This is a genomic window from Amycolatopsis pittospori (genome assembly GCF_013870525.1).
In the GTDB taxonomy this organism is placed as follows: domain Bacteria; phylum Actinomycetota; class Actinomycetes; order Mycobacteriales; family Pseudonocardiaceae; genus Amycolatopsis; species Amycolatopsis pittospori.
This window is the reverse complement of sequence record NZ_JACBXD010000042.1, coordinates 1-24,581: the sequence shown is the minus strand read 5'-3', so window position 1 is coordinate 24,581 and position 24,581 is coordinate 1. Positions and strand designations below refer to the sequence as shown.

Annotated in this window: 25 protein-coding genes and 1 pseudogene; 17 read left to right on the top strand and 9 right to left on the bottom strand. The window is 68.6% G+C overall.

The genetic code is table 11. The annotated features are described in order from the left end of the window. Positions 1-5: 5 nt before the first annotated feature. From H5J31_RS22985 to H5J31_RS22975, 3 genes are all read left to right on the top strand, one after another. On the top strand, positions 6-560 hold the full coding sequence (locus H5J31_RS22985; RefSeq protein ID WP_181774704.1) for a YbaK/EbsC family protein: 555 nt from the start codon (positions 6-8) through the stop codon (positions 558-560). Beyond that, positions 557-1,972, top strand: coding sequence for an aromatic amino acid lyase (locus tag H5J31_RS22980; protein ID WP_181774703.1), 1,416 nt, complete (start codon positions 557-559; stop codon positions 1,970-1,972). Before H5J31_RS22985 ends, H5J31_RS22980 begins: the two co-directional genes overlap by 4 nt. A 155-nt stretch (positions 1,973-2,127) precedes the next feature. After that, a complete protein-coding gene (locus H5J31_RS22975) occupies positions 2,128-3,429 on the top strand; it encodes a transporter (RefSeq protein WP_181774702.1) in 1,302 nt (433 codons plus the stop codon). A gap of 146 nt (positions 3,430-3,575) precedes the next feature. Here the strand turns inward: H5J31_RS22975 and H5J31_RS22970 are convergent, their stop codons facing one another. Together H5J31_RS22970 and H5J31_RS22965 are read right to left on the bottom strand one after the other, a co-directional pair. Further along, positions 3,576-4,292 carry an ABC transporter permease gene (locus H5J31_RS22970; protein WP_181774701.1) on the bottom strand — a complete coding sequence of 239 codons (717 nt, stop codon included), beginning with the start codon at positions 4,290-4,292 and terminating at the stop codon, positions 3,576-3,578. After that, positions 4,289-4,975 carry an ABC transporter permease gene (locus H5J31_RS22965; protein ID WP_181774749.1) on the bottom strand — a complete coding sequence of 229 codons (687 nt, stop codon included), beginning with the start codon at positions 4,973-4,975 and terminating at the stop codon, positions 4,289-4,291. Before H5J31_RS22965 ends, H5J31_RS22970 begins: the two co-directional genes overlap by 4 nt. Positions 4,976-5,125: 150 nt before the next feature. On the opposite strand from H5J31_RS22965, the gene H5J31_RS22960 reads away from it, so the two are divergent. The 3 genes from H5J31_RS22960 to H5J31_RS22950 all read left to right on the top strand — a co-directional run bounded on the left by H5J31_RS22960 (position 5,126) and on the right by H5J31_RS22950 (position 7,742). After that, positions 5,126-6,046 (top strand): ABC transporter substrate-binding protein, encoded by a 921-nt coding sequence (locus H5J31_RS22960; RefSeq protein ID WP_328701579.1) that lies wholly within the window; start codon positions 5,126-5,128, stop codon positions 6,044-6,046. A gap of 151 nt (positions 6,047-6,197) precedes the next feature. Further along, positions 6,198-6,632 carry an SRPBCC family protein gene (locus H5J31_RS22955; protein WP_181774700.1) on the top strand — a complete coding sequence of 145 codons (435 nt, stop codon included), beginning with the start codon at positions 6,198-6,200 and terminating at the stop codon, positions 6,630-6,632. A gap of 111 nt (positions 6,633-6,743) precedes the next feature. After that, on the top strand, positions 6,744-7,742 hold the full coding sequence (locus H5J31_RS22950) for an NADP-dependent oxidoreductase (protein WP_181774699.1): 999 nt from the start codon (positions 6,744-6,746) through the stop codon (positions 7,740-7,742). Positions 7,743-7,821: 79 nt separating this feature from the next. Here the strand turns inward: H5J31_RS22950 and H5J31_RS22945 are convergent, their stop codons facing one another. The 5 genes from H5J31_RS22945 to H5J31_RS22925 all read right to left on the bottom strand — a co-directional run bounded on the left by H5J31_RS22945 (position 7,822) and on the right by H5J31_RS22925 (position 11,337). Beyond that, a complete protein-coding gene (locus tag H5J31_RS22945; RefSeq protein WP_181774698.1) occupies positions 7,822-8,451 on the bottom strand; it encodes a pyridoxamine 5'-phosphate oxidase family protein in 630 nt (209 codons plus the stop codon). Positions 8,452-8,466: 15 nt separating this feature from the next. Then, complete coding sequence (gene purU / locus H5J31_RS22940; protein ID WP_181774697.1) at positions 8,467-9,351, bottom strand: formyltetrahydrofolate deformylase; 885 nt, start codon at positions 9,349-9,351, stop codon at positions 8,467-8,469. After that, entirely contained in the window at positions 9,329-9,988 is a 660-nt protein-coding gene (locus tag H5J31_RS22935) for a DedA family protein (protein WP_181774696.1), read from the bottom strand. The genes purU and H5J31_RS22935 overlap by 23 nt, the downstream gene beginning before the upstream one ends. Positions 9,989-10,051: 63 nt before the next feature. Then, complete coding sequence (locus H5J31_RS22930) at positions 10,052-10,849, bottom strand: class I SAM-dependent methyltransferase (protein WP_181774695.1); 798 nt, start codon at positions 10,847-10,849, stop codon at positions 10,052-10,054. Further along, entirely contained in the window at positions 10,831-11,337 is a 507-nt protein-coding gene (locus H5J31_RS22925) for a DUF2505 domain-containing protein (RefSeq protein WP_181774694.1), read from the bottom strand. The genes H5J31_RS22930 and H5J31_RS22925 overlap by 19 nt, the downstream gene beginning before the upstream one ends. Positions 11,338-11,363: 26 nt before the next feature. On the opposite strand from H5J31_RS22925, the gene H5J31_RS22920 reads away from it, so the two are divergent. From H5J31_RS22920 to H5J31_RS22890, 7 genes are all read left to right on the top strand, one after another. Continuing rightward, positions 11,364-12,437, top strand: a complete 1,074-nt coding sequence (locus tag H5J31_RS22920; RefSeq protein WP_181774693.1) for a UDP-N-acetylmuramate dehydrogenase — start codon at positions 11,364-11,366, stop codon at positions 12,435-12,437. 226 nt (positions 12,438-12,663) lie between these two features. Beyond that, positions 12,664-13,842, top strand: a complete 1,179-nt coding sequence (locus H5J31_RS22915; protein ID WP_181774692.1) for a L,D-transpeptidase — start codon at positions 12,664-12,666, stop codon at positions 13,840-13,842. Between the two features lie 117 nt (positions 13,843-13,959). Beyond that, positions 13,960-14,772 (top strand): alpha/beta fold hydrolase, encoded by an 813-nt coding sequence (locus tag H5J31_RS22910; protein ID WP_181774691.1) that lies wholly within the window; start codon positions 13,960-13,962, stop codon positions 14,770-14,772. A 21-nt stretch (positions 14,773-14,793) separates the two neighbouring features. Next, positions 14,794-16,098, top strand: coding sequence for a D-inositol-3-phosphate glycosyltransferase (gene mshA, locus H5J31_RS22905; protein WP_181774690.1), 1,305 nt, complete (start codon positions 14,794-14,796; stop codon positions 16,096-16,098). Next, positions 16,095-16,610, top strand: a complete 516-nt coding sequence (locus H5J31_RS22900) for a type III secretion system chaperone family protein (RefSeq protein ID WP_181774689.1) — start codon at positions 16,095-16,097, stop codon at positions 16,608-16,610. Before mshA ends, H5J31_RS22900 begins: the two co-directional genes overlap by 4 nt. A 69-nt stretch (positions 16,611-16,679) precedes the next feature. Further along, positions 16,680-17,600: a DUF4349 domain-containing protein gene (locus H5J31_RS22895; protein ID WP_181774688.1), complete on the top strand. Its 921-nt coding sequence runs from the start codon at positions 16,680-16,682 to the stop codon at positions 17,598-17,600. A 455-nt stretch (positions 17,601-18,055) separates the two neighbouring features. Beyond that, the gene (locus H5J31_RS22890; RefSeq protein WP_181774687.1) at positions 18,056-18,805 is read left to right on the top strand and encodes a phosphoglyceromutase; all 750 of its coding nucleotides are present in this window, start codon (positions 18,056-18,058) and stop codon (positions 18,803-18,805) included. Between the two features lie 248 nt (positions 18,806-19,053). Here the strand turns inward: H5J31_RS22890 and H5J31_RS22885 are convergent, their stop codons facing one another. Together H5J31_RS22885 and H5J31_RS22880 are read right to left on the bottom strand one after the other, a co-directional pair. Continuing rightward, positions 19,054-19,971: a hypothetical protein gene (locus H5J31_RS22885; protein ID WP_181774686.1), complete on the bottom strand. Its 918-nt coding sequence runs from the start codon at positions 19,969-19,971 to the stop codon at positions 19,054-19,056. Further along, the gene (locus tag H5J31_RS22880; RefSeq protein ID WP_181774685.1) at positions 19,968-20,615 is read right to left on the bottom strand and encodes a response regulator transcription factor; all 648 of its coding nucleotides are present in this window, start codon (positions 20,613-20,615) and stop codon (positions 19,968-19,970) included. The genes H5J31_RS22885 and H5J31_RS22880 overlap by 4 nt, the downstream gene beginning before the upstream one ends. 302 nt (positions 20,616-20,917) lie before the next feature. On the opposite strand from H5J31_RS22880, the gene H5J31_RS22875 reads away from it, so the two are divergent. From H5J31_RS22875 to H5J31_RS39940, 4 genes and pseudogenes are all read left to right on the top strand, one after another. Then, positions 20,918-22,150: a sensor histidine kinase gene (locus H5J31_RS22875; protein ID WP_181774684.1), complete on the top strand. Its 1,233-nt coding sequence runs from the start codon at positions 20,918-20,920 to the stop codon at positions 22,148-22,150. Next, the gene (locus H5J31_RS22870) at positions 22,147-22,836 is read left to right on the top strand and encodes a response regulator (protein ID WP_181774683.1); all 690 of its coding nucleotides are present in this window, start codon (positions 22,147-22,149) and stop codon (positions 22,834-22,836) included. Before H5J31_RS22875 ends, H5J31_RS22870 begins: the two co-directional genes overlap by 4 nt. Positions 22,837-22,962: 126 nt before the next feature. After that, a complete protein-coding gene (locus H5J31_RS22865; RefSeq protein WP_181774682.1) occupies positions 22,963-23,952 on the top strand; it encodes a Ppx/GppA phosphatase family protein in 990 nt (329 codons plus the stop codon). A 377-nt stretch (positions 23,953-24,329) separates the two neighbouring features. Then, positions 24,330-24,581 (top strand): annotated as a pseudogene (locus H5J31_RS39940) (hypothetical protein); the annotation flags it as partial.

The following is a 24,581-nucleotide window of genomic DNA, read 5'->3' as shown; positions in this document are numbered from 1 at the left end:
GCGGTGTGACCACCTGGACCATCGCCGGAAGCCTCACCGTCGTCCCCGCGCCCTCGCGTACGGACCTCCTCGCCGAGCCCGTCGCCAAGGCACTCGCCGCTCTCTCCGATCCCGACGCCGTGGGTGTCGCCGAGATCGATGCCGAACTCGCCGACACCGCCGCCTTCTGCGAGGCGTACGGCTCCCCTCTGACGGCCTCCGCGAACTGTGTCGTCGTCGCCGGCAAACGCGCCGGTGAGGTCCGGTTCGCCGCCGCGCTCATCCTCGCCACCACTCGCGCCGACGTGAACGGCGTGATCAAACGCCGTCTCGACGTCCGCAAGGCGTCTTTCGCCCCGATGGACGAGGCCGTCGCGATCACCGGCATGGAGTACGGCGGCATCACGCCGGTCGGCCTGCCCGAAGCGTGGCCGATCCTGATCGACCAGCGCGTCGCGGACGCGCCCGAACTCGTCATCGGCAGTGGTATCCGCGGCAGCAAACTCCTGATCTCGGGTTCGGCGCTCGCGTCCCTGCCCGGTGCCGAGGTGATCGACGGCCTGGCGCGCCCCGTCGAGTGAGACTGTCCACAAAGGACTTCGCGCTGGATTCGGCGTTCGACGCCGGATTCCTCGAAATCGACCCCGTGTTGCTGGCGCGGGTGGGCGAGAACCGCGCCCGTATCCTCGACGCGCTGACCGACCGTCCGGTCTACGGCGTCAACACCGGTATGGGACGGCTCGCCGGGGTTCCGTTGGCGGGCTCTGCCGATCAGCAGCGGAACCTGCTGATCGGCCGTGCCGTCGGCGGTCCGCCGTGGCTTTCGGCGGAGGAGGTGCGCCGGCTTCTCCTGGTGCGCCTGCGGGATCTGCTCGCGCCGGAGGCGGGCGCGAGCCCGGACCTGGTGACGTTCCTCGTCGACAGGCTGAACGAGGGATTCACCCCCGCCGTGCCGAGGGCGGGGCTGGGCAGCGCGGGCGAGATCATCCCGCTGGCGCACGCCTTCCAGACCTTCCTCGGGGTCGGGACCGTCCTGGTCGACGGCGTCGAAACCCCTGCCGCGGAGGTGCTGGCGAAGCCGTACGAGCTGGGCCTCAAAGAAGGCGCGACGCTCATCCAGGGCTCGCCGCTTGCCGAGACGCTGGCCGCCTTCGCGCTGACCGACGTGCGGCGCTTGGCCCGCCTGCAGACGCTGACCGCGGCGATCGCCATCGACGTACTCGGTGCGCCGCAGGCGATTTATCGACCCGCGCTGGCCGGTGACGACCAGGTCCTGCGTGCGGTGCTGTTCGACTTGGGCGGGCTGATCCACGGTTCCGTCGAGCGTCCGGGCGTCGTGCAGGCGCCGGTCTCGGTACGCGTCGCTCCCCGCGCGATCGCCCATCTGACGCGGATCGCCGACGATCTCGACGACGTCCTGCGACGCTCGATGCCGACGGATTCTCCCGCCTTCCTCGACGGCGAATTCGTTTCCACGACGGGCTTCCACGCCGTCGAACTCGGTTTGCGGATGGACGCGGCGACGGCGGCGCTGGTGCATCTCGGCGAGGTGAGCGTCCAGCGGACGCACCGGTTGCTGGACGAACGGTTCAGCGGACTACCCGCGCAATTGGCGGTGGATCCGGGGCCGCAGGCCGGGCTGGTTCCGCTGCACAAACGCGCGGCGGGGGAACTGCACGCACTGCGGCGGCTGGTCACACCGGCGACCTTGGGTTCCGTCGACACTTCCGCCGGGCAGGAGGACGTGCAGGCGTTCGCCTGGGCGGCGGGGAATCAGCTTCGGGACGCGTGCGCGCGGATGTTCGCCATCACGGCCTGCGAGCTGATCACCGGGTCGCAGGCGCGGTGGCTGGCGTCCGGGAAAGGGCCGGCCGGGCTTCGGGATACCTACGAATGGCTCGGTTCGCTGGTTCCGCCGATGGCGGTGGACCGATCTCTGGGACCCGAGGTGACGACGCTCGTCGCGGCGTTGCGGAACGCTGTCCCGAATTGATCGACCAGCTGTTCGCTCGTTTGCTTTTTCTGACAAGAATTCCGGTTCCACGATCGCCGTTCATCCCCGGTCGTTACTCCTCGAATGTCGTAATGACCTTGAGGTCGAGGCTCCCTTAACGTGAGCGGTCCGCGTGTTCCATGAAGGGGGAGAACATGAACTATCGAAGACGTGGTCGCGTCGTGCTCGGAATCTCCATGGCGGCCCTCGCCGTCGCTTCACTGGTGAGCGTGGCGCAGGCCGCCGCCCTCGCCACCCCGCTGGAGATCTTCCGGGAACTGCCCGCGAGCGCCGCTCTGCCGCAGGACGTGGACCTGCGGACCGTGAAACCCGTGTCGGTCGATGGGGCGGCCGAACGTCCGATGGACGTCTCGGCGACCGACGTCAACACCCCCGCGCCGATCACTTTCAACGAATGCGCGCCCAACCGGCAGAATCCGCTGGGCGGAGTCTTCAAGAATCCGTTTTCCACCTGTCAGATCACCGATATGCGCTATCAGCGGTACGCCTGCCCGGAGTCGACCTGCCCGGTGGTCGCCAGTGCGAGCGCCCGCGTGATCGTCATCCGGAACATGCAACCGTCGCAGCGTCGCGTCGTGATCGGCCATCAGGTGGTCATGTTCACCTACACCGGAATGCCCGACACCACGCGATTCGGCATCGACCTGACCTGCGGGGCCAAGTACGCCACCGGAACCGCGAACTGCGACGTGCCGGAAGCCGAGGTCACGAAGAGCATCGCGGACTGGATCGCCGAACCGACCGAACTCAACGTCTTCACGATGCGGGGCGAGGATGTCCCCAATCCCGCGGATCCGCCGAAGATCCAGGCCGAGAAGCGAACCTGGTACACCTTGGGTCGCTCGCTGTTCTTCGAGGGAGAGCCGGGTGAGACGGCCAGGTTGGACGCGCCGTCGCTGTCGTCGAGTGCGCGATGCGACGTCGCCGGGTACGCCTACGGCAGCAAGTGCGTGTTCCCCGGAACCCACACCTTCGTCGTCGACCTGCGGGAGCCGAAGATCGCGGAGTCCGGCCAGCTGGTGAACGCCGCGATGACGAATTTCGCCACCACCTACCCCGGTCCGCTCGAAGGACGTTTCGTCGCGGGGAAGAACTCCGCGAACAGCGCGCTGCGTACTTACCCGGTCACACGGATCCACCACGACCAGGCCACGGTGGACGCGAACAAGGCGGTCGCCGAACAGGCCTGCGCCACGCGGTCGGGCCCGAACTGGCGGACCCGGCCGGACGGCGGCACCAACGAATGCGCCGTTTACCCCTTCAACAGCACGAAGGACGGGGCGAACTTCTCGCCGGGAACCTCGGAAGGCGCGTCGTTCGCGGTGAAGCCGGTACTCAAGGCCGACTACGACAAGCTGGAAGAGACGCTGCGGATCTTCCTCGGCGAGAGCCACATTCTCGACGGTGACCAGTATTGGGTCTGGGCACGGGCCTAGCTCTCACGGCCGCCTCGACCCAGTGAGGTCCGCCGGGCAAGGTGTTGCGAAAGCCACTTTCACAACCTTCAACGTTGCGAAAGTGGCTTTCGCAACACCATCCCCTGACGGACCGCAGGTGTCCGGGGCCGCGAATCGGCGCGGCTTCAGGATTGGACCTCCGCGCGGGACTGGATCGCCAGCCCGCGCGGAGTCACCACCCGGGTGATGAGCGCGAACACGGCCTCGCACACCAGAGCCAGGACGACGACGGCGATCCCGCCGGCCAGGATCTCGCCGTGGCCCGGATCCCCGAGCGCGAAACCGTCCACAATGTACCGTCCGAGTCCGCCGCCGTCGTTGACGATCGCGCCGATCGCGACGGTCGCCACCAGTTGCAGGAAGGCGACGCGGGCACCCGCGAGGATGACCGGCGACGCCAGCGGCAACTCCAGGCGCAGCATGATCTGCCACTCCCGGTAACCGGTTCCGCGTGCGGCGTCGACGGTCTCCTGCTCCAGCTGGATGACGCCGGCGTAGGTGTTGGTGAACAACGGCGGCAGCGCCAAGGCCACCAACGCGAGCATCAGCGGCCAGAACGTCGTATCGACTTCGAGCCGGGAAGCCAGGAACCAGAACAGGATCACCAACCCGAAGCTGGGGATCGCGCGGCCGATGTTGACCGCGCTCGTAGCGAGGAACTGCGCGCGCCGGTAATGCGCGAGCCACAACGCGGGCGGGATGGTCAGCACGGCCGAAATCACCAGTGCCACCAAGGAGAACTGGAGATGCTCGACCGTCCGATACGGAATGCCCGCCGGGTCGGTCCAGCTCCAGCGATTCGGTTCGCCGAGCCACTCGAGGGTCTGATCGATGATGCTCATCGCGACGCCGCCTTCCGCGACCACGGCGCGAGCGCGCGCCCACCGAGCCACAGCAGCAGGTCCACCACGACGGCGAGCACCACGGAAAGCCCGACGCCGACGATGATCGACGTCGGGTTCGGCGTCGCGGTCTGGATTCCGTTACGGATGAAGTAGCCGAGCCCGCCCTTGCCGAGCATCGAAGTCACCGTGACGAGCCCGATCGTGGTCACCGCCGCGACCCGCAGGCCCGCGATCACCACCGGCAGCGCGAGCGGGAGTTCGACCTGCCACAGCAACCGCGAACGCGTGAAGCCCATGCCTATCGCGGCTTCGCGGACTTCCTTGGGCACCTGTTCCACGCCGGTGACGATGTTGCGGATCAGGATCAGCAACGTGTAGGTCGCCAACGGGATCACAGCGGTGGTGAAGGACGTCAGCCCGGTGAAGGGCACGAGTACGGCGAAGGCGCCGAGACTCGGGATGACGTACAGCGAACCGGCGGTGCTCAGCGCGAGGACGTAGAACCACCGGCGACGCAGCGAAACCACCGAAACACCGATGGACACCACCAAACCGATGGCGAGCGCCGCCGCGGTCAACGTGATGTGTTCGTTCAGCCGTTCCAGGATCTCGTCGAAGTGGCGGTCCACCCACCGCCATTCGAACAGCGGCCGCCCGCCTTGGGCGGGTACGGGGAACACGGAAGAGGCTCGCACCGGCAGACCTTACCCCGATCGGGCGGTGCGATTCCGTTCTCTGAGAGCACACGGGGCGGAACTCTCAAAATGTGGATTCTGTCGGAGCCCCGGATTACTGTCCAAGCTCTGTTCGAGTCATAGGAGTGTGTGCACGTGCGCTGGACACGGAATGTTCGAGTGGGCGCGGTGCTCGCCGCCGCCGTCCTCGGTATGACCGCCTGCGGGGGAGGCGACGAGGCAGCGGCTCCGGCCGCGCAGAGCAAAGGCGGGGCGCCGATCGTCGTCGCGTCGTTCAACTTCACCGACAGCCTGATCCTCGCCGAGCTCTACGCGAACGCGCTGGAGGCCAAGGGCTACCCGATCACCCGCAAGCTGAACCTCGGTTCGCGCGAGCTGATCTACCCGGCGCTGAAGTCCGGCGAGCTCCAGTTCATCCCGGAGTACCAGGGCGCCGCCATCACCACCGGTTTCGGCAAGGACGCCGCGAAGGACGCGGCCGGCGAGCACGAGCAGCTCAAGAAGCTGTTCGAGCCCGAGGGCATCGGCCTGCTGGACTACTCGCCGGCGGAGGACAAGAACACCTACATCGTGAAGGCCGACCTCGCCAAGGAGAAGGGCCTCGCGAAGATCAGCGACCTCGCCAAGGTCGACAACGTCATCGTCGCGGGCGGCCCGGAGTGCGAGAAGCGGCTTCCCTGCTTCAAGGGCTTCACCGACGTCTACAAGCTGAAGGCCACCTTCCAGACCGTGCAGGAGGCCGGCCCGCGCGTCGAGCAGCTGCGGTCCGGCAAGGTCACCGTCATCCCGGTCGACTCGGTGAGCCCGCTCGTCGGCGACCCGCAGTTCGTGGCGCTGGAGGACGACCTCGGCATCGTGCCGACCGAGAACGTGGTGCCCGCGGTGAACAAGAAGGTCCTCGACGAGCGCGGCGCCGACTTCGCGGCCCTCGTCAACTCCGTGAGCAAGGCGCTCGACACCGTCCAGCTGCGTGAGCTGAACAAGCGCGTCGACTCGGACGGCGAGAAGCCCGCCGACGTCGCGAAGGACTGGCTGAAGGAAAAGAGCCTCATCTAGTCCTTCCCCAGGTGCTATGAACGGCCCGTTACTTGCAAAATTTGCCAGTAACGGGCCGTTCATTGCGTCTCGGGGCGGGGGCGGCCGCGCCCGTCGAGCGGTCCGGTGGAATCGTGGGCGCTGTCGTTGCACACGGGTGAAAGGGAGTGGGATGGGAAAGGTCACGGCCATCGCGGAGCGCACCATCGAGGCGCCGGCCGACAAGGTCAGGGCGCTCGTCGCGGACTACGCCGAAACCCGCCCGAAGCTGCTGACGGAGCACTACCGCGACTACGAGGTCACCGAAGGCGGCGTCGGCGCGGGCACGAAGGCGAGCTGGAAGCTGCAGGCGACCTCGAAGCGCGTACGCGACGTCGCCGCGACGGTCACCGAGCCGTCCGAAGGCACTCTCGTCGAGACGGACGCGAACTCCAGCATGGTCACCACGTGGACCGTGCGCGAGGTGCCGGACGGCAGCCTCGTCCGGATCGAGACGACGTGGGACGGCGCGGGCGGCATCGGCGGCTTCTTCGAGAAGACCTTCGCGCCCGGCGGCCTCAAGAAGATCTACGAAGGCGTTCTCGGCAAGCTCGCCGAACTGGTCTAGCTGTAGCGCTCGCCACAATCGGAATGGGCGCCCCGGTTAGCTCGTTGTACCCGACGTGAATACGGGGCGAACGCCCCGCTTGTGGTTCGCAACAGACTTGGAGTACCCCTCGTGAACGCAACCGAGATCCGGCTCGCCTCCCGTCCGCACGGTGTCCCGACACTCGAGAACTTCGAGATCGCGGACGTCGAGATCCCGACACCGGGTGAAGGGCAGATCCTGGTCCGCAACCAGGTGCTGAGCGTGGACCCGTACATGCGCGGCCGGATGAGCAGCGCGAAGTCCTACGCCGAGCCGTACGAGGTCGGCAAGGTCATGCACGGCGGCGCGGTCGGTGAAGTGATCGAGTCCACCGTGGACGACTTCGCACCGGGCGACATCGTGCTGCACGGCCTGGGCTGGCGTTCCCACGCCGTCGTCGCCGCCAAGCACGCGGTGAAGGTCGACCCCGAAGCCGCGCCGGTGACGGCGTACCTCGGCGTCCTCGGCATGACCGGGCTCACCGCGTACGCCGGGCTGCTTGACGTCGCGGAGTTCAAGGAGGGCGACACCGTCTTCGTGTCCGGCGCGGCCGGCGCGGTCGGTTCCGTCGTCGGCCAGCTGGCGAAGCTGAAGGGCGCGAAGCGGGTCATCGGCAGCGCGGGCACGGACGAGAAGGTCAAGTGGCTGACCGACGAGCTGGGCTTCGACGCGGCGTTCAACTACAAGGACGCCCCGGTCATCGAGCAGCTTCGCGCGGCCGCGCCCGAGGGCATCGACGTGTACTTCGACAACGTCGGCGGCGACCACCTGGAAGCGGCCATCGACTCGATCAACCTGCACGGCCGGATGGCGATCTGCGGGATGATCTCGGTCTACAACAACACCGAACCCGCCGCGGCACCGCGCAACCTCGCGTCGATCATCGCGAAGCGGTTCACCATGCGCGGCATGCTCGTGGGCGACCACTTCGCGCTGCAGCCGCAGTTCGTCAAGGAGGTCGCGCCGCTGGTCGCCTCCGGCGAGCTGAAGTACTCCGAGACCATTGTGGACGGTATCCGCAACGCGCCGCAGGCCTTCCTGGACCTGCTGGGCGGCGCGAACACCGGCAAGATGCTGGTCCGCGTCTGACGCCTCCCGTAAGTGCTATGAACGGCCCGTTACTTGCAAAATTTGCAAGTAACGGGCCGTTCATAGCACGCGGCGGCGCTCAGTACTGCGTCGTGAGCGCGCCCTCGGTCAAGGCGGCGTCCAGCGCCTCCGCCGTGACGTCCAGCTTCATCTGGTCACGGAACATCTGCCCGGCGCTCGGGATGCCGGAGCGGTCCGGCCAGGTTTCCGGCTTCCACAGCGAGGACCGCAGGAACGCCTTGGCGCAGTGCAGGTACAGCTCCTGGACCTCCAGCATGATCGCCAGCCGAGGTCGCTTGCCCTTGACCACGAGGTCGTCGAAGAACGGCGCGTCCGCGACCAGTTTCGCGCGGCCGTTGATCCGGAGCGTCTCGTTCATACCCGGCACGAGGAACAGCAGTCCGGCGTGCGGGTTCTCGAGGATGTTGGTCTGGCTGTCGAGCAGTTTGTTGCCGGGCCGGTCGGCCAGCACCAGCGTCTTCTCGTCGAGCACCAGCACCGAACCGGCCGGGTCGCCGCGCGGGGAGACGTCGCAGGTCCCGTCGGACGAAGCCGTCGCCAGCAGATAGAACGGCGAGTGCTCGATCACCGTGCGCGCGTGCGGGTCGATCCGGGAGAGGATCTTCCCCTTGGTCGTGTCCTTCGCGTGGCCCAGGTGCTCGCGCAGCGCTTCCCGCGTCTCGATCACCGTGATCTCTGAGGTCCCCATGACCCCAGTGAACCACTAGAAGACGACGGTTCGGTTCCCGTGCACCAGCACGCGGCCCTCGAGGTGCCACCGCAGTCCACGCGCCAGCGTCACCTTCTCGATGTCGCGGCCCTTGCGGACCATGTCCTCGACCGAGTCGCCGTGGTCGACGCGGATGACGTCCTGGTCGACGATCGGCCCCGCGTCGAGGTCGGCGGTGACGTAATGGCAGGTCGCGCCGATGAGCTTGACGCCCCGCGCGTGGGCCTGGTGGTACGGCCGCGCGCCGACGAACGACGGCAGGAAGCTGTGGTGGATGTTGAGCGCCCGCCCGGCCCAGGCCTCGCACAGCTCCGCGGGCAGGACCTGCATGAACCGGGCGAGGACGACGGCGTGCGGGTCGTGCTCGTCGACCAGTTTCCGCACCTCGGCGAAGGCGGACGCCTTGGCTTCCGCGGCGCCGGCGGGGAACGGGACGTGGTGGAACGGGATGCCGTGGGCGCGGGTGATGTCGCCCAGCGACTCGTGGTTGCCGATGACGGCGGCGACGTCGACGTCCAGTTCGCCGGAGGCGACGCGGCCGAGGAGGTCGTAGAGGCAGTGCCCCGCCTTGGAGACCAAGATCACCGCGCGACGGCGCTCACCCGTGTCGCTGACCTGCCAGCTCGACTCGTCCGAAAGGGACTCCGCGACGTCGGCGAAGCGCGTGCGAAGTTCGGTGGCGTCGAAGGGGAGCGAGTCGGCGCGGACGACCTGGCGGGTGAAGAACCAGCCGGTGTCCGGGTCGGTGTGGTACGCCGCTTCGACGATCCAGCCGCCGTGCTCGGCGAGGAAGCCCGAGATGCGGGCGATGATGCCGGTGCGGTCGGGGCAGCCGAAGGTGATCACATAGCGGCGTTCAGGGTTCGACACGGACTCCATTGTCGCCGGTCCCGGCCGCGGCGCGGCGCCGGGTCAGGATGCGGACGCGGACGCGTCGCCCGATCTCGATCGCTCCGACCAGCAGCAGACCGAGTGCGAAGGACAGCAGAAGGCCTTTCTCCGGCTCGTCCGCGAAGGTCGCTCCGCCGACGAGACCGATCAGGACGCTGTACACCGCCCAGACGCTGGCGCCGAGGGCGTCGAGCGGGACGAACTTCCGCGGTGGGTAGCCCAGGCTGCCGTTGGCGAGACCGCTCGCGACGCGGCCGCCGGGCAGGTAGCGGGCGGCGAGGATCAGCAGGACGGCGTTGCGCTGCACCTGGATCTTCGCCCATTCGTAGCGCCGCAAGCCTTCGGGACCGCGCTGCAGACGGGCGAGCGCTCGCGGGCCCGCCGCGGCGCCCACGGTGTAGCCGAGGCAGTCGCCCAGCCAGGCCCCGAGCGCGGCGACGACGGCGAGCAGCGCGAGTTGCGGCAGATCCGGCCCGATCAGGACGGCGACGGTGATGACGGTGGTCTCGCTCGGCATGAACGGCAGGAGCGCGTCCAACCCGGACACGAGGAACACGATCACCCAGAGCCAGGGTGAGCCCAGCGTGCCGCGCAGCAGCTCGGTGACGTACTCCAGCAGTTCCACGGCTCCATGGTGATCACCGCAGGTCGCTTTGGGGTGACGGAGCGGGGTTCGGCCGATGAATTCCTAACCCGGGGCGACCGAGGACCACGGAACCGTGAGCTCGCCGAGCCGCCATCGGGAGGGCCGGTTCAGCACCGGCCAGCCCCGGGCGGTGAGCAGGTGCACGGTATGCGCCCACCGGGCCCGGACGCCGAAGTTCTGATGCGGCGCGGCGGTCGCCCAGCAGACGTCCAGTGTGGACAGTAGATCGTGGACGCGTTCGCCGGGAACGTTGCGGTGAATCAGGATCTTGGGCAGCCGTTCGGCCACTGTGGACGGACGTTCCAGGCTGGCGAGATGTACCGAAAGGGTCAGCGCGCGCGGTCCGTCGTGCCCGACCGCGACCCAGGTGCTCAGTCGTCCGATCTCGTCGCAGGTGCCTTCGACGAGGAGGCCGTCCGGCGCCATCGCGTCCAGCATCAGCGACCAGGCGCCGGCGACCTCGGTCTCGTCGTACTGCCGCAGCACGTTGAACGCGCGTACCACCTGCGGCCGCGACCCGGCGAGTTCGAAGCCGCCACGCCGGAAGTCCAGCCACGGCCGATCGACGGCGGACTGCGCGACCGCGACGCGTTCGGCGTCCAGTTCCAGGCCCAGCACCCGGACGTCACGGCGCACGGATCGCAGCCACCGCGCCATCTCCACCGTGGTCACCGGCGAGGCGCCGTAGCCGAGGTCCACCACCAGCGGTTCGTCCGCGCGGAGCAACAGCCGTGTCACGCTCACGTCGCTCGCGAGCCACCGGTCGACGCGACGGAGCCGGTTGGGGTTGGTCGTCCCTCGTGTCGGTGCCCCGACGGGTTTCAGCGCTCGGCCAGCCACTTCGCGACGAATTCAGCTTCGCGCTCCAGCAGTTTGGTGACCTGTTCGGCGATCACGTTCTCCAGCTTCCCGCCGACGAGCGGGATCCGCACCTTGACCTCGCCGCTGTTGACCAGCGTCGTCTGCTCGCCTTCGCCGGTCAGGGACGTCTTCGCGGAGATCTCGCCCGGCACGCCGTGCACGGACGCCGTCGCGGTGCCCGTGTACCCGTTGCCGGCGGCGCGCCAGACCTGCTCGCGTTCGACGACGAGGTCGCCCCGGTGCAGCGTCCGCACGGCCGACGGGAGCTTGTCCGAGCTGATGCCCTGACGCAGCTTGTAGCGCACGCCGCCCGTGTCGTCGCCCGCGGGCGCGTACTCCAGCAACTCCGCGTTGTCGCCGCCGATCTGCTCGAGCCGTGCCCGCAGCGCCGCCTCACCGGCGACCGCGTCGAACGTGGTCGCGAGGTCTGCGGAGAACGCTGTGCGGTGCTCGATACGGGAGGCCATGGCGCCAGACAGTACCGTTCGTGGGCGTGAGCACTGCCGAAACTCCCACCCAGCACGCCGTCCTCGCCGACCACACGACGCTGCGGCTCGGCGGCCCGGCGCGGCGCTACGTCGAGGCGACGACAGCGCAGGCCCTGGTCGACGCGGTCCGCGAGGCCGACGACGCGGGCGAGCCGGTCCTGCTGCTCGGCGGCGGCTCGAACCTCGTCGTCGCCGACGAGGGCTTCGCGGGCACATTGCTGAAGGTCGGCAACACCGGCTGGACGCGTGACGCAGGTCTCGTCGAGGTCGCGGCCGGGCACAACTGGGACGCCTTTGTGGAGGGTCTGGTCGCCGAAGGCGTCGGCGGCCTCGAATGCCTCTCCGGGATCCCCGGTTCGGTCGGCGCGACGCCGATCCAGAACGTCGGCGCGTACGGCTGCGAGGTGGCGGAGACGCTGGTCTCGGTCGACCTCTACGACCGCGCCGCCCGCGAGATCCGGACCCTGACCGCCGAGGAACTCGGCTTCGGCTACCGGACGTCGATCCTCAAGGGGACCGACGCCGGTGTGGTGCTCACTGTGCGCTTCAACGTCACCGAAGACGGTCTCTCGGCCCCGGTCCGCTACGCCGAACTCGCCCGCACGCTCGGCGTCGAGATCGGCGACCGAGTCCCGGTCGCCGAAGCGCGCGAAGCGGTCCTCGGGCTGCGTCGCGGCAAGGGCATGGTCCTCGACGCGGACGACCACGACACCTGGAGCGCCGGCTCGTTCTTCACCAACCCCATCATCGAAGAGGCCCAGGTCGCGAAGGTCCTGGCGGGAATCGTCAGTGCCCTTGACGTCGTCGGCGAAGACGTCCGAGTGCCGCAGTACCCCGCGCCCGGGGGCACGAAGCTGTCCGCCGCCTGGCTGATCGAGCGCGCCGGGTTCGCGAAGGGGCATGAAGGTCCCGGAGGCCGCGTCTCGCTGTCGACGAAGCACACTCTCGCGCTCACCAACCGGGGTAAGGCATCGACGGCGGATCTCCTCGCCCTGGCGCGCGAAGTGCGCGACGGTGTCGAGGCTCGCTTCGGCGTCTCCCTGCACCCGGAGCCCTTGCTCATCAATTGCTCGCTCTAGAGGGCGTCCGCATTCAGAGGACTAAACGCGGACGGCTCGGGTACTCGTGCCCCGAGGGCCAGGCATTTCGGTATGCAAACCGGAAAATGGCGAACAACCCCGGACATCCCTCGCGCGTCTATCCCTCTGAGGGGCGAGGGTGAGTTCCGTCGCCGCGGGTAACGTCGGAGAGGTCCTCGGCGCTGAGCGGGTAGGCGCTCGCCAGAGGGCTAATGGGAGGTTCACGGTGATCGAACGGCGCACGGTGTTCAAGGCCGCGCTCGCCGCGGGTGCGGCCATGCTGGCCGCTGCCTGCTCCAGCGAGGAAGGCGGCAACGCCAAGCCTCAGGGCAGTGGCGGCGAAGGTGAGGCAGCCGCGCCGCCGGTCGCCAAGATCACCGCCGAACCCGCCGCCGACGCCAAGGACGCCTCCGTGGTCACGCCGGTCGTGGTCAAGGTCGCCGACGGCAAGCTCACCGAGGTCAAGGTCACCGGCGACTCCGGCAAGGACGTCAAGGGCGAGCTTTCCCCCGACGGCCTGACCTGGACCAGTTCCGAGGTCCTCGGCTACGGCAAGACGTACACGTACGCGGCGAAGGCCACCGGCAGCGACAACAAGCCCGCCGAGTTCAAGGGCACCTTCTCCACGGTCAAGCCGGCCAAGGAGGTTCGCGCCACGCTGAACCCGACCGACAACGCCGAGGTCGGCGTCGCGATGCCGATCAGCGTGAAGTTCGCGTCCCCGGTCAAGGACAAGGCGTCCGCCGAGAAGGCGCTCAAGGTGACGACAGACAAGGACGTCGAGGGCTCCTGGGGCTGGCTTTCGGAGACCCAGGTCGACTGGCGGCCGAAGGAGTACTGGCCCGCCAACATCACCGTCAACGTCGAGGCGAAGCTCTACGGCGTCCCGCTCGGCGGCGGCGCGTACGGCAAGGCCGACGTCACCACCAAGTTCAAGATCGGCCGCAACCAGGTCGTCAAGATCAACACCCCGGACCACACGATGAAGGTCTACCGCGGTGGCGCGGAGTCGGCGAGCTACCCGTGCTCGAACGGACTCGACGGCGACGTCCAGCGCAACACCCCGAACGGCACGTTCATCGTGATGACGAAGGAGCCGATGGCGCGGTTCGACAACGCGCGCTACGGCTACACCAACGTCAACAAGAAGTGGTCCTGCCGGATCTCGAACAACGGCGAGTACATCCACGAGAACCAGGACAACGCCTCGAACATCGGCAAGGCCAACACCTCGCACGGCTGCGTGAACCTGCTCGAAGCGGACGCGAAGAAGTACTTCGACTCGGCGATGATCGGCGACCCGGTCGAGATCACCGGCTCCAAACTGGGCAGTCCGACCAAATCGGACGTCAAGAACTGGTTCTACGACTGGAAGTCCTGGAAGGCCCTCTCGGCGATCAAGTAGTAGCCGGGTGAAGGGGCGGCGGTGGCCGTTCGGCCGGGTGGGTCGTGAGTGGCGATTCGGGTTCTAACCCGAATCGCCACTCACGACCAACCCGACCGACCTCATAAAGTGCGAGGAATGAAGACCGAGGTAGTCGGCTACGGCGGCACGCGCATCGGCTTGTGGGTCGAAGGCGCCGAGAACACCCGTCCGATAGTTTTCGTGCACGGCTGGGCCCAGTCCGCCCGTGCCTGGGCGCCCCAGATGGCGGATCCGGCGCTGTCCGAGCGGTTTCGCCTGGTCGCGATGGATCTGCGCGGTCACGGGGACTCCGAGGTGCCCTCCGCGGGCTATGACGATTCGCGGGTCTGGGCCGAAGACCTCGCCTCCGTGCTCGACTTCGCCGGTGAAGACGCGATCGTCGTCGGCTGGTCCTACGGCGGGCTGGTCATCACCGACTATCTCCGCGTGCACGGTTCCGCACGGCTCGGCGGCGTCGTGCTTGTGGGCGCCATCACAGAAATCGGCAAGAACCGCCCTGGCGGGAAGGTCGGGGCCGCGATGCGTGAGGCTCTCCCGGCGGTGCTCTCGGACGATCCGGCGGTCGCGATCCCCGCATCGGTGCAGTTCAGCGCGGCCATGACGGCCGCGCCGGTGTCCGGGACGCTGGCCCAGTCGCTGCTCGGCACGATCCTCGCCACCCCGCCTTCGGTGCGCTCCGCGCTCTTTCGGCGGGACGTCGGGAGCGAGGACGTTCTTCGTGATCTGGACAAACCGACGCTGATCGTCCATGGTCTCGCGGACGCTGTGATCGATCCGACGTCCGCGGAATACGCGGCCGGGAAGATTCAGGGTGCCGTCATGCGTTGGTTACCTGAGGTGGGGCATCTGCCGTTCGCCGAAGCGGCGGATGAGTTCGGTGGCCTGCTGCGCGGGTTCGCCGATCAGTAGGACTTCAGGAGTGTTGACCAGGTGACGTTCCCTCTGCACGGGTTCGACGCTGCGCCCAGGCGCGTCGCGGTGCTGTCCTTGCACACCTCTCCGCTGGAGCAGCCGGGTACCGGCGACGCCGGCGGGATGAACGTCTACGTGAGCCAGACGGCGACCGAGATGGCCCGTCGCGGCGTCGAGGTCGAGGTGTTCACGCGGGCGACGTCTTCGGACCAGCCCCCGGTCGCCGAGCTGGCGCCGGGCGTGCTGGTGCGGCACATTCCGGCGGGGCCCTTCGAGCCCCTCGGACGTGACGAACTGCCTGCGCAGCTCTGCGCGTTCACCGCCGGGGTGCTGCGGGCCGAGGCGTTCCACGAGCCCGGCTACTACGACCTCATCCATTCGCATTACTGGCTTTCGGGCCAGGCAGGCTGGCTGGCCCGTGACCGCTGGGGCGTGCCGCTGGTGCACACCGCGCACACCCTGGCCAAGGTCAAGAACGCGGCGCTGGCCGAGGGGGACACCCCCGAGCCCCGCACCCGCGTGATCGGCGAGCAGCAGGTCGTCGAGGAGGCGGACTGTCTGGTCGCGAACACCCGCGTCGAGGCCCGCGAACTGATCGAGCTGTACGACGCCGATCCGCACGCCGTGCACGCCATCCCGCCCGGAGTCGACCTCGACCGCTTCACGCCGGGTTCGCAGCCGGCCGCGCGCCGCGCGCTGGGCCTGCCGCAGGACGCGATCGTGCTGGCCTTCGCGGGCCGCATCCAGCCGCTGAAGGCACCCGACGTCCTCCTGCTGGCCGCCGCCGAAATGCTGCGCGAGCGGCCGGAGCTGGCTTCGCGGCTGGTCGTGCTGATCGTCGGCGGCCCGTCCGGGACCGGGCTGGACCAGCCGCAGGCCCTGCGCGAGCTGGCCGTCTCCCTCGGCATCGAGGAGCAGACACGGTTCATGCCGCCGCAGCCCGGCCGGTCGCTGGTCAACGTCTACCGCGCGGCCGACATCGTGGCGGTGCCGAGCTACAACGAGTCGTTCGGACTGGTCGCGCTGGAGGCGCAGGCCTGCGGGACGCCGGTGATCGCGGCCGAGGTCGGCGGGCTGCCGGTCGCCGTCCCGCACGGTGTCTCCGGACTGCTGGTGCCGTCGCACGATGCGAAGGACTGGGCGGGCGCGCTCGCGAACGTCGCGTTGCGGCCGGGCTGGCGTGCCGAACTTTCGGCCAACGCCGTCGTCCACGCGCAGCGTTTTTCCTGGCGCCGCACGACCGACCGGCTGCTGGACACGTACGCTCAGGCCACCGGCGCGTTCCGGCGTGCCCTGGAACAGCGCGCGGAGGTGGCGGTTTGACGCTCGACGAGACCTTGCAGTCCTCTTTGGACAATGCGGGCCTGAAGTACGACAAACGCGGCGAGGGAAAGTACTTCGTCACGTTGCCCGGGACCAAGAAGCTGCAGACCAACTGCTGGCTGGTCGCCGGGGACCACGCGTTCGCCGTCGAGGCCTTCGTCTGTCGCCGTCCCGACGAGTCCCATCAGGACGTTTACCGTTTTCTGTTGCGCCGCAACGCGAAACTCTACGGCGTGCACTACACCGTGGACGCCATCGGCGACATCTACCTGGTCGGCCGGTTCGGCCTGGACACGGTGACCGAGTCCGAACTGGACAAGATCCTCGGGCAGGTGCTGGAGGCCGCCGACGGCGACTTCAACACGCTCCTGGAAATCGGGTTCGCCGAATCGATCAAACGCGAGTGGGATTGGCGGGTCTCGCGCGGCGAATCGCTGGCGAACCTGGCGGCGTTCAAACATCTCATCGAGCCCGCGAACGGCCACGAGCCCGGAGCCTTGACCGACTCGTGACCCGAACGGTGCAACGGCGCCGAAGTCCGCTCCGTCTCTTTCCGCAACACTGGAGGGAGAAGGATTCTCATGCGCAAGCGATTGAGATGGGTGGCCGCGGCCGGAATCGTGCTGGCACTGGCCGGCTGTTCGGCGAAGAGCTCCGACGGCGAATCCGCCGCGATGCCCATGTCCGCCGACGGGAAGCAGGCGGTGCCGAACCAGGGCGCGCCGAACAAGGAGAGCACCGACAGCGCGGGCAAGGCCGGGCAGGACAAGCCACCGGCCCCCGCCGGGCAGCCGGGGATCACCGACCGCAAGCTGGTGCGCACGGCGAGTATGGAGCTCACCGCGCCGAACGTGGCCGATGTGATCTCGCAGGTCCGCGTCATCACTCAGGGCGCGGCCGGGTACACCGGGCAGGAGAGCACCCAGGAGAAGCGGGCGTCGGTGAACATCGTCGTCCCCTCCGAGCGCCTCGACGGCGTGCTGGACCAGCTCGGGAAGCTGGGGAAGCAGATCAGGCGCGAGGTCACCGCGACCGACGTGACCGAGCAGATGGTCGACGTCGACTCCCGGCTGGCCACCCAGAGGGCGAGTGTCGAGCGCATCCGCGCTCTGCTCGCGAAGGCGACTTCGGTTTCGGAGATCGCTTCGGTCGAGAGTGAGCTGACGAGCCGCGAAGCCGAACTTGAGTCGCTTCAGAAGCGCCGCGAAAGTCTGGCCGGAAGTGTCGCCATGTCGACTATCTCCTTGCAGGTGAAGGCGGAGACGGTCGCCGCGGCGGAGGAGTCGCGCAGTGGATTCTTCGGCGGCTTGACCGACGGCTGGGACGCGTTCCTGACCTTCGGCGGCGGCCTGCTGACCGTGATCGGGGCGATGGCGCCGTTCCTGCTCGTCTTCGGCGTCCCCGCGGTCGCGCTGGTGTGGTGGCTGCGCAAGCGCCGTCGTCCGCTGGAGCCCGCGACGGCGACGGCATCGGATCTGCCGTCCGCGCCGCCGCTGGATTAAGGCCTGGAAAAAGACTAGGCGGGACGGCTCGAGGGAGGGGGGAGTCGCGATCTCGAGCCGCCCCGCTGAAGTTCCCGCCAAGGTGGACCCGGTGACGAGGGGGATGCCAACGGGGCCGGCGGGCGCCGCGACTCGGCAGGGGGGAGACGAGTCGCGGTCGTCACCCGCGTCGAGCCGGGGAGTGCGTGGAATCCGGCCGCGCGGGACGTAGTCAACCTGTCAGATCTCCACCTGTAATCACAAGACTACCGGTTACTCCGTTCGAGTGAACTTCGAAATCGGGGATAACGGAGTGCAGCCTGTTTGCCGGGGATTCGGACTTGTTGGCACCCCGTCTTCTGGACGAGTGAAGGTGTTACTCACAGGTAACGCACTCTCTGTAGAACATCACCGAACTGTCTCGTTCAAGTAGGCCTGTTCGCGGCCCTTTCGCCTGCTCTGGCAGGCTGAGCGCCATGGCTGAGCTTGGGACTCTGGTGCTGCTGCGTCACGGGCAGAGCACGTGGAACGCCGAAAACCTGTTCACCGGCTGGGTGGACGTCCCGCTTTCGGAGCAGGGCGAGCAGGAAGCGCGCAAGGGCGGGCAGCTGCTCGCCGGCGCCGGACTGCTGCCGGACGTCGTCCACACCTCGCTGATGCGCCGCGCGATCTCGACCGCCAACCTGGCGCTCGACGCCGCCGACCGGCACTGGATCCCGGTGAAGCGCGACTGGCGGCTCAACGAGCGGCACTACGGCGCGCTGCAGGGCAAGAACAAGAAGCAGACGCTGGACGAGTTCGGCGAGGAGCAGTTCATGCTCTGGCGTCGCTCGTACGACACCCCGCCGCCCCCGATCGACCCGGCCGACGAGTTCAGCCAGGCCGGCGACGCGCGCTACGCCGACCTCGGCGACGCCGCCCCGCTGACCGAATGCCTCAAGGACGTCGTCGCGCGGCTGCTGCCGTACTGGGAGTCCGAGATCGTGCCGGACCTCCGCGCGGGCAAGACCGTGCTGGTCGCCGCGCACGGAAACTCGCTGCGGGCGCTGGTGAAGCACCTCGACGGCATCTCCGACGACGCCATCGCCGGGCTCAACATCCCGACCGGCATCCCGCTGCGCTACGACCTCACCGACGACCTCAAGCCGGTCACCGCCGGCGGGACCTACCTGGACCCGGAGGCTGCCAAGGAAGCCGCGGCCGCCGTCGCCAACCAGGGCCGCTAGACCCCTTCGCATTTATCGAGGGGTAACTCGAACATGGCGTGGCGGGCCTGGCGCCGGCCCAGGTGAAGGGTTGCGAAAGCCACTTTCGCAACCTTGAACGTTGCGAAAGTGGCTTTCGCAACACCGTCTCGCCGGCGGAGCAGGCCTCGTAGCGGGGACCCGGCCACGCCACCTTTGCCTTGCCCCTCATGAGTCCTCTGGTTGCGGTGGTTCGCTCTCGAACTACCGCAACCAGAGGACTGATTGCGTCAGGGGAGGGGCTGGACCGTCTCGATCCCGGCGGCCTTCCAGCCTTCCGGAAGGCGCTGCAGCCGCAGGACGATCGGCAGGTACTTCTTCGTCGTCCGGCCTGCCGCGTCCGTGACGGCGGTGGACGCGTAGAGCAGCACACTCGACTTGCCGTCCACTATCTCCATCACCGCGGCGGCCGCGTTCGGTTCGAGTGCCGACTTCGTGCCCGCCGTCCGGAACTGGGCGATCAGGCTCGCCTTGTCCCGCTGGAACCGCTTCAGCAGCTCCCCGGTCGACACAGCCTCGTAGCGGGCGTAGCTGCCTTCGGGGTCGGCCGAATCCAGGCTCAGCAAGGCCTCCGCGACTCGCAGGGCGCCTTCGCGGGCAGAGTCCCGCACCGCCGCGATCGCCCGGTCACCCGCGCCCGGTTTCTCCGCCGCGAGCGGGGACGCCGCCGGGTTCACCTTGATCTCGCCGATCCGCCATCGTTCGGCGTCGCGCACCGTCGTCAGCAGCACCGAAGCGATGCCCTTGCTGGTGGTGCCCGCCCTGGTGCTGCTCTGATCCAGGACGGCCAGGATCTGCGCCTTCTCCGGCGTCTGTTCGACGGCCGCCGAAACGATCGTCCTCGTGACGAGTTTGATCGGCTGCGGCGAGTTCCGGACTTCGGCCATCAAGCGGGCCATCTCGTCGCGAGCCGCGGACGTCAGATGCTCGTCGACGGCCTTCTCGTAGGCGGGCAGGGTCGCACTGTCGTAGGAGAACACCGCTTCGGTGGCCGTCTTCACCGCTGTCAGCACGGACGCGGTCTGCGCCGGATTCACCAGCGCGAGGTTGGCGGGCGGGCCGGCGGGTTCGGGCCGGGCGGCCCCGGAGACCGTGGTGCTGCAGCCCGCGAGCGCGAGCAGGACGGCGAGACCCACCCGGCGCTTCACAGCAGGCCGAGCTCCCGAGCCCGGGCGTCCACCTGGAGCCGCGACGTGACGCCGAGCGCGACCAGCAGCTCGGACACGCGTCGCTGATACGTGCGCACGCCCATGCCGAGGCTCTTCGCGGCCTTGTCGTCCTTGCAGCCGGTGGTCAGGAACTCGAGGATCTGCGGTGCCTCCATCCGGATGTCGGCGAACCGGGCGTCGAAGGTCTCCAGCGTCGCCGCCGCCTGCCAGGCGGTTTCGAACAGCGAAAGGATGCCCTGAACCAGCTCCGGCCGCGAGATGACGCTGTAGGTGCGCACGGCCTTGCTGCCGTCACCGGCCATGATGGCCACCCGCTCGTCGAGCAGGATCGCCTCGTTGATCTCCTCGGTGCCGATCCGGATCTGCGCGCCGAGCTCGGAGAGATGGTGCAGATGCTGCGCGGTCTGCTCGTTGAGCAGGACACCGGGGCGGTACAGCTTGCGGATCCGTTTGTCGCGCACCAGCCGTTCACCCTGCCGGGTGAGGGACGGCCGGGACAACGCCCAGGTGTAGAGGTCATCGGCCGCGCACGCGATGTCGGTCGCCGCGACGAACAGATGAGCCGTCCGGTCGAACAGCTCTTCTTCTCCGCGAATCAGGGAGATGTCACTGACGAGTTCCACGGCGACAGTCTTCCAACATTCCCCGCCGACTGTGACGGGAACACCGCCTTTTACCCGTGAGCGGGAAGAACCCTGCCCGGATAATCAAGACGAAAGTAGGGATCCGGGCAGCGCGCCCCCTCGGATCCCGCCGGCCTCCCCGGTTCGGGTGACCCGGCTCACCCAGGAGGTCTCGGTCCGGGATCGGCCACGTGAACGGCTTCTGACCTGCAGGCGAACAGGGTGTCCCCAGGTGTCATAGGCATCACGAGTAGGCGGCCGGGACTAGGCCGAAAGGCTACCCACGCGCTTACGATTCCCCTGTGACCACGCCTGTTGCACTCGCCCTGGCCGTCGGCGGATTGATCGTCGGTGTGGTTTTCGGCTTCCTGATCGCGAGGGGCCGCGCCCGCCGCGAGGAACGCCGCCCCGCCGGACCCACCGTCGCCGAGCTGCTGGAGCGGCTCGTGCGGTCCAGCAACAACGGTGTCGTCGTGCTCAACCGGTTCGGCGACATGGTGCTCCACAACCCGCGCGCCTACGAGCTGGGCCTGGTGAAGGTCAATCAGGCCGACCCTCGGGCCCGCAAGGCCGCCGAGCAGGTGGTCGAGACCGACGAGCCGATGGAGATCGACCTTTCCCCGCTGGAGGCGAGGGGCCGCCAGCCCGAAGCCGTCCTCGGCGAGGTCCGCCCGCTCGGCGACGGATTCACCGTGGTCGAGGCCGTCGACCACTCCGAGGCCATCCGCCTCGAAGCCGTCCGGCGGGACTTCGTCGCGAACGTCAGCCACGAACTGAAGACGCCGGTGGGCGCGATCGCGTTGCTCACCGAGGCCGTCCTCGACGCCGCGGACGACGTGGAGGAGGTCCGCCGGTTCGGCGGCAAGATCCTCCGCGAGTCGACCCGGCTCGGCCAGCTCGTCACCGAGCTGATCGCGCTGTCCCGGCTGCAGGGCGCCGAGCGGCTGCCCGATCTGAACGTGGTCGAGGTCGACGCCGTCGTCCGCGAAGCGCTCGGCCGGACCACGCTGTCGGCGGAATCCGCCGAAATCACCATCACCACCGACTCGGCCAGCGGCCTCCTCATCGAGGGCGATCGCACGCTGATGGTCACCGCGTTGTCGAACCTGCTGGAGAACGCCGTCGCGTACTCACAGCCGGGCAGCCCGGTGTCGATCAGCAGGCGGCTGGTCGACGGGAAGGTCGAGATCGCGGTGACCGACCGCGGCATCGGCATCGCCGAGGACGAGCAGCAGCGCGTCTTCGAGCGGTTCTTCCGCTCCGACAAGGCGCGGTCGCGGGCCACCGGCGGTACCGGGCTGGGCCTGGCGATCGTCAAGCACGTGGCCGCCAACCACGGCGGTTCGGTCGGCCTCTGGAGCCGTCCCGGCACCGGGTCGACGTTCACCCTGCGGATCCCCGCCCATATCGGTGCCGAACCGGCGGCGGCCGCGAAACAGGCTCCGCCGGCATCCCGGCCGGAGAAGACCCCCGAGCGGACACCCCGTCTCGTGGCAACAGGGCAAGAAAGCCCCGACCATGGAGGAAACCTGTGACGAGGGTTCTCATCGTCGAGGACGAAGAGTCGTTCGCCGACCCGCTCGCGTTCTTGCTGCGCAAGGAGGGCTTCACCGCCGCCGTGGCCGGAACGGGACAGCAGGCGCTCGAGGAATTCGACCGCAACGGCGCCGACATCGTCCTGCTCGACCTGATGCTCCCCGGAATGAGCGGGACGGACGTCTGCAAGCAGCTCCGGCAGCGTTCCGCCGTGCCGGTGATCATGGTGACCGCGCGTGACAGCGAGATCGACAAGGTCGTCGGCCTGGAACTCGGCGCCGACGACTACGTCACCAAGCCGTACTCGGCCCGCGAGCTCATCGCGCGGGTGCGGGCGGTGCTGCGCCGCGGCGGTGAGCCGGGCTCCGAAGGCGAGCTGGCGCCGCTGGTGCTGTCCGCCGGACCGGTGCGGATGGACGTCGAGCGGCACGTCGTGACCGTCGACGGCCAGGAGGTCTCCTTGCCGCTCAAGGAGTTCGACCTCCTCGAGTATCTGCTGCGCAACGTGGGCCGCGTGCTCACACGCGGGCAGCTCATCGACCGGGTGTGGGGCGCGGACTACGTCGGCGACACCAAGACGCTCGACGTCCACGTGAAGCGCCTGCGGTCGAAGATCGAACCGGATCCGGGTTCACCCCGGCACCTGGTCACCGTGCGTGGTCTGGGCTACAAGTTCGAGACGTGACGAAGCCGTGTGAAGGTCCCTTCCCTCTGCTCAGCCGTGGGAAGGGACCTTCACGCGACGCTGTTGCGATACAGATCACGGTTACGGTTTCGTGACCTGACGTGCGGGCGGGTACCGTAGACGCTCGTGCGCCTAGGGGTACTCGACGTCGGTTCCAACACCGTCCACCTTCTCGTGGTCGACGCCCACCGTGGCGCCCACCCGACCCCGATGCATTCCGAAAAAGCCGTCCTCCGGCTCGCCGAGCAGATCACCCGCAACGGCGACCTGAGCCGGGCCGGCGCGGACAGCCTGGTCCGGGCGGTCGAATCGGCGAAGGCCGCGGCTTTGCGTCTCGGCTGCGAAGAGGTCATGGCGTTCGCGACCTCCGCGGTCCGCGAAGCCAAGAACGCCCCGAAGGTGCTGGCGAAGGTCCAGGAGCAGACCGGGGTCGAGCTGAAGGTGCTTTCCGGGGTCGACGAGTCCCGGCTCACCTTCCTCGCCGTCCGCCGGTGGTTCGGCTGGTCGGCCGGGAAGCTCCTGGTGCTCGACATCGGTGGTGGCTCCCTGGAGATCGCGATGGGCCGCGACGAGGAGCCCGAACTGGCCGAGTCGCTCCCGCTGGGCGCGGGCCGGACCACCCGGACGAGGTTCCAGAACGACCCGCCGTCGCGCTCCGAGCTCATCGCGACTTCGGCCTGGCTCGAAGAGCAGCTCGCCACGCTCGCGAAGAAGGTCGCCAAATTGGGTGAACCCGATCGTGTCGTGGCGACGTCGAAGACGTTCCGGTCACTCGCCAGGCTGACCGGAGCGGCGCCGTCGGCCGGCGGGCCGCACGTGCGACGTACCCTGACCGACACCGCGTTGCGCCAGCTCATCGCGTTCATCTCCCGGATGACCGCCCATGACCTGGCACAACTCGAGGGGGTCAGCGCGAGCAGGTCGCATCAACTGGTGGCCGGCGCGCTCGTCGCACAAGCCACCATGCGGGCGCTTTCCCTGGAAGAACTGGAGATCTGTCCGTGGGCACTGCGAGAAGGTGTCATCCTGCGACGGCTGGACCATTCGAATGGTGCGGACGAGACTGGGGGCGGCAGCGCCCGACTGGACTTCGTCGAAGGAGAACGGGCACGGTGAAGAGGTGACGGAAATGCGGATGACGGTGGATAGCGCGCGCGACGCCGCCGATGCCCCGTCGCGTGCCGGTTCACAACGGCTGGAGCGCGCATTGGACAGCACGGTATGACGGACGAAACAGAGAGCGGCCCGCCGCAGAAGACCGTGGCGGAGCTGCTCGCGCAGCACGGAGCCCAGCCCGAAGGCGGGCGCCGCAGGCGACGCCGCGCGGCCGATGACGAAGACGAGGCTCCCGAGCCGCCGCGCGTCAGGCGATCATCGACCGGATTTCCGGCGACACCCCGCCGCCACCGTCGCGGCCGCCGCGTCGTCCGCGTCCCCAAGACTCCGGAGCGCGGCCGCTCCCGCCGCCGCAGCAGGATTCCGCGCAGTCGCCGGTGCCGCCGAACGCCGCGGCCCCGACCCGGCAGACGCCGCCGGTGCGCCCGCCGAAGCCGGTCCAGCCTCCCCAGGAGTCGGGCCAGTTCGCGCGCCCCGCGCCGCCGCAGCAATCCGGCCAGTTCGCCCGGCCCACTCCGCCGCAGGAGCAGTCCGGCTACCAGCAGCGCCCGCCGCAGCAGTCGGGTCAGTTCGTCCGGCCGACCCCGCCGCAGGAACAGTCCGGCTACCAGCAGCGCCCGCCGGACTCC

Excerpts from the sequence above, each read along its gene's own strand:
- H5J31_RS22975 (WP_181774702.1), top strand. The coding sequence starts at position 2,128 with ATGAACTATCGAAGACGTGGTCGCGTCGTGCTCGGAATCTCCATGGCG.
- H5J31_RS22945 (WP_181774698.1), bottom strand. The coding sequence starts at position 8,451 with ATGGGGACCTCAGAGATCACGGTGATCGAGACGCGGGAAGCGCTGCGC.
- H5J31_RS22925 (WP_181774694.1), bottom strand. The coding sequence starts at position 11,337 with ATGGCCTCCCGTATCGAGCACCGCACAGCGTTCTCCGCAGACCTCGCG.
- H5J31_RS22970 (WP_181774701.1), bottom strand. The coding sequence starts at position 4,292 with ATGAGCATCATCGATCAGACCCTCGAGTGGCTCGGCGAACCGAATCGC.
- H5J31_RS22910 (WP_181774691.1), top strand. The coding sequence starts at position 13,960 with ATGAAGACCGAGGTAGTCGGCTACGGCGGCACGCGCATCGGCTTGTGG.
- purU (WP_181774697.1), bottom strand. The coding sequence starts at position 9,351 with ATGGAGTCCGTGTCGAACCCTGAACGCCGCTATGTGATCACCTTCGGC.
- H5J31_RS22890 (WP_181774687.1), top strand. The coding sequence starts at position 18,056 with ATGGCTGAGCTTGGGACTCTGGTGCTGCTGCGTCACGGGCAGAGCACG.
- H5J31_RS22955 (WP_181774700.1), top strand. The coding sequence starts at position 6,198 with ATGGGAAAGGTCACGGCCATCGCGGAGCGCACCATCGAGGCGCCGGCC.
- H5J31_RS22895 (WP_181774688.1), top strand. The coding sequence starts at position 16,680 with ATGCGCAAGCGATTGAGATGGGTGGCCGCGGCCGGAATCGTGCTGGCA.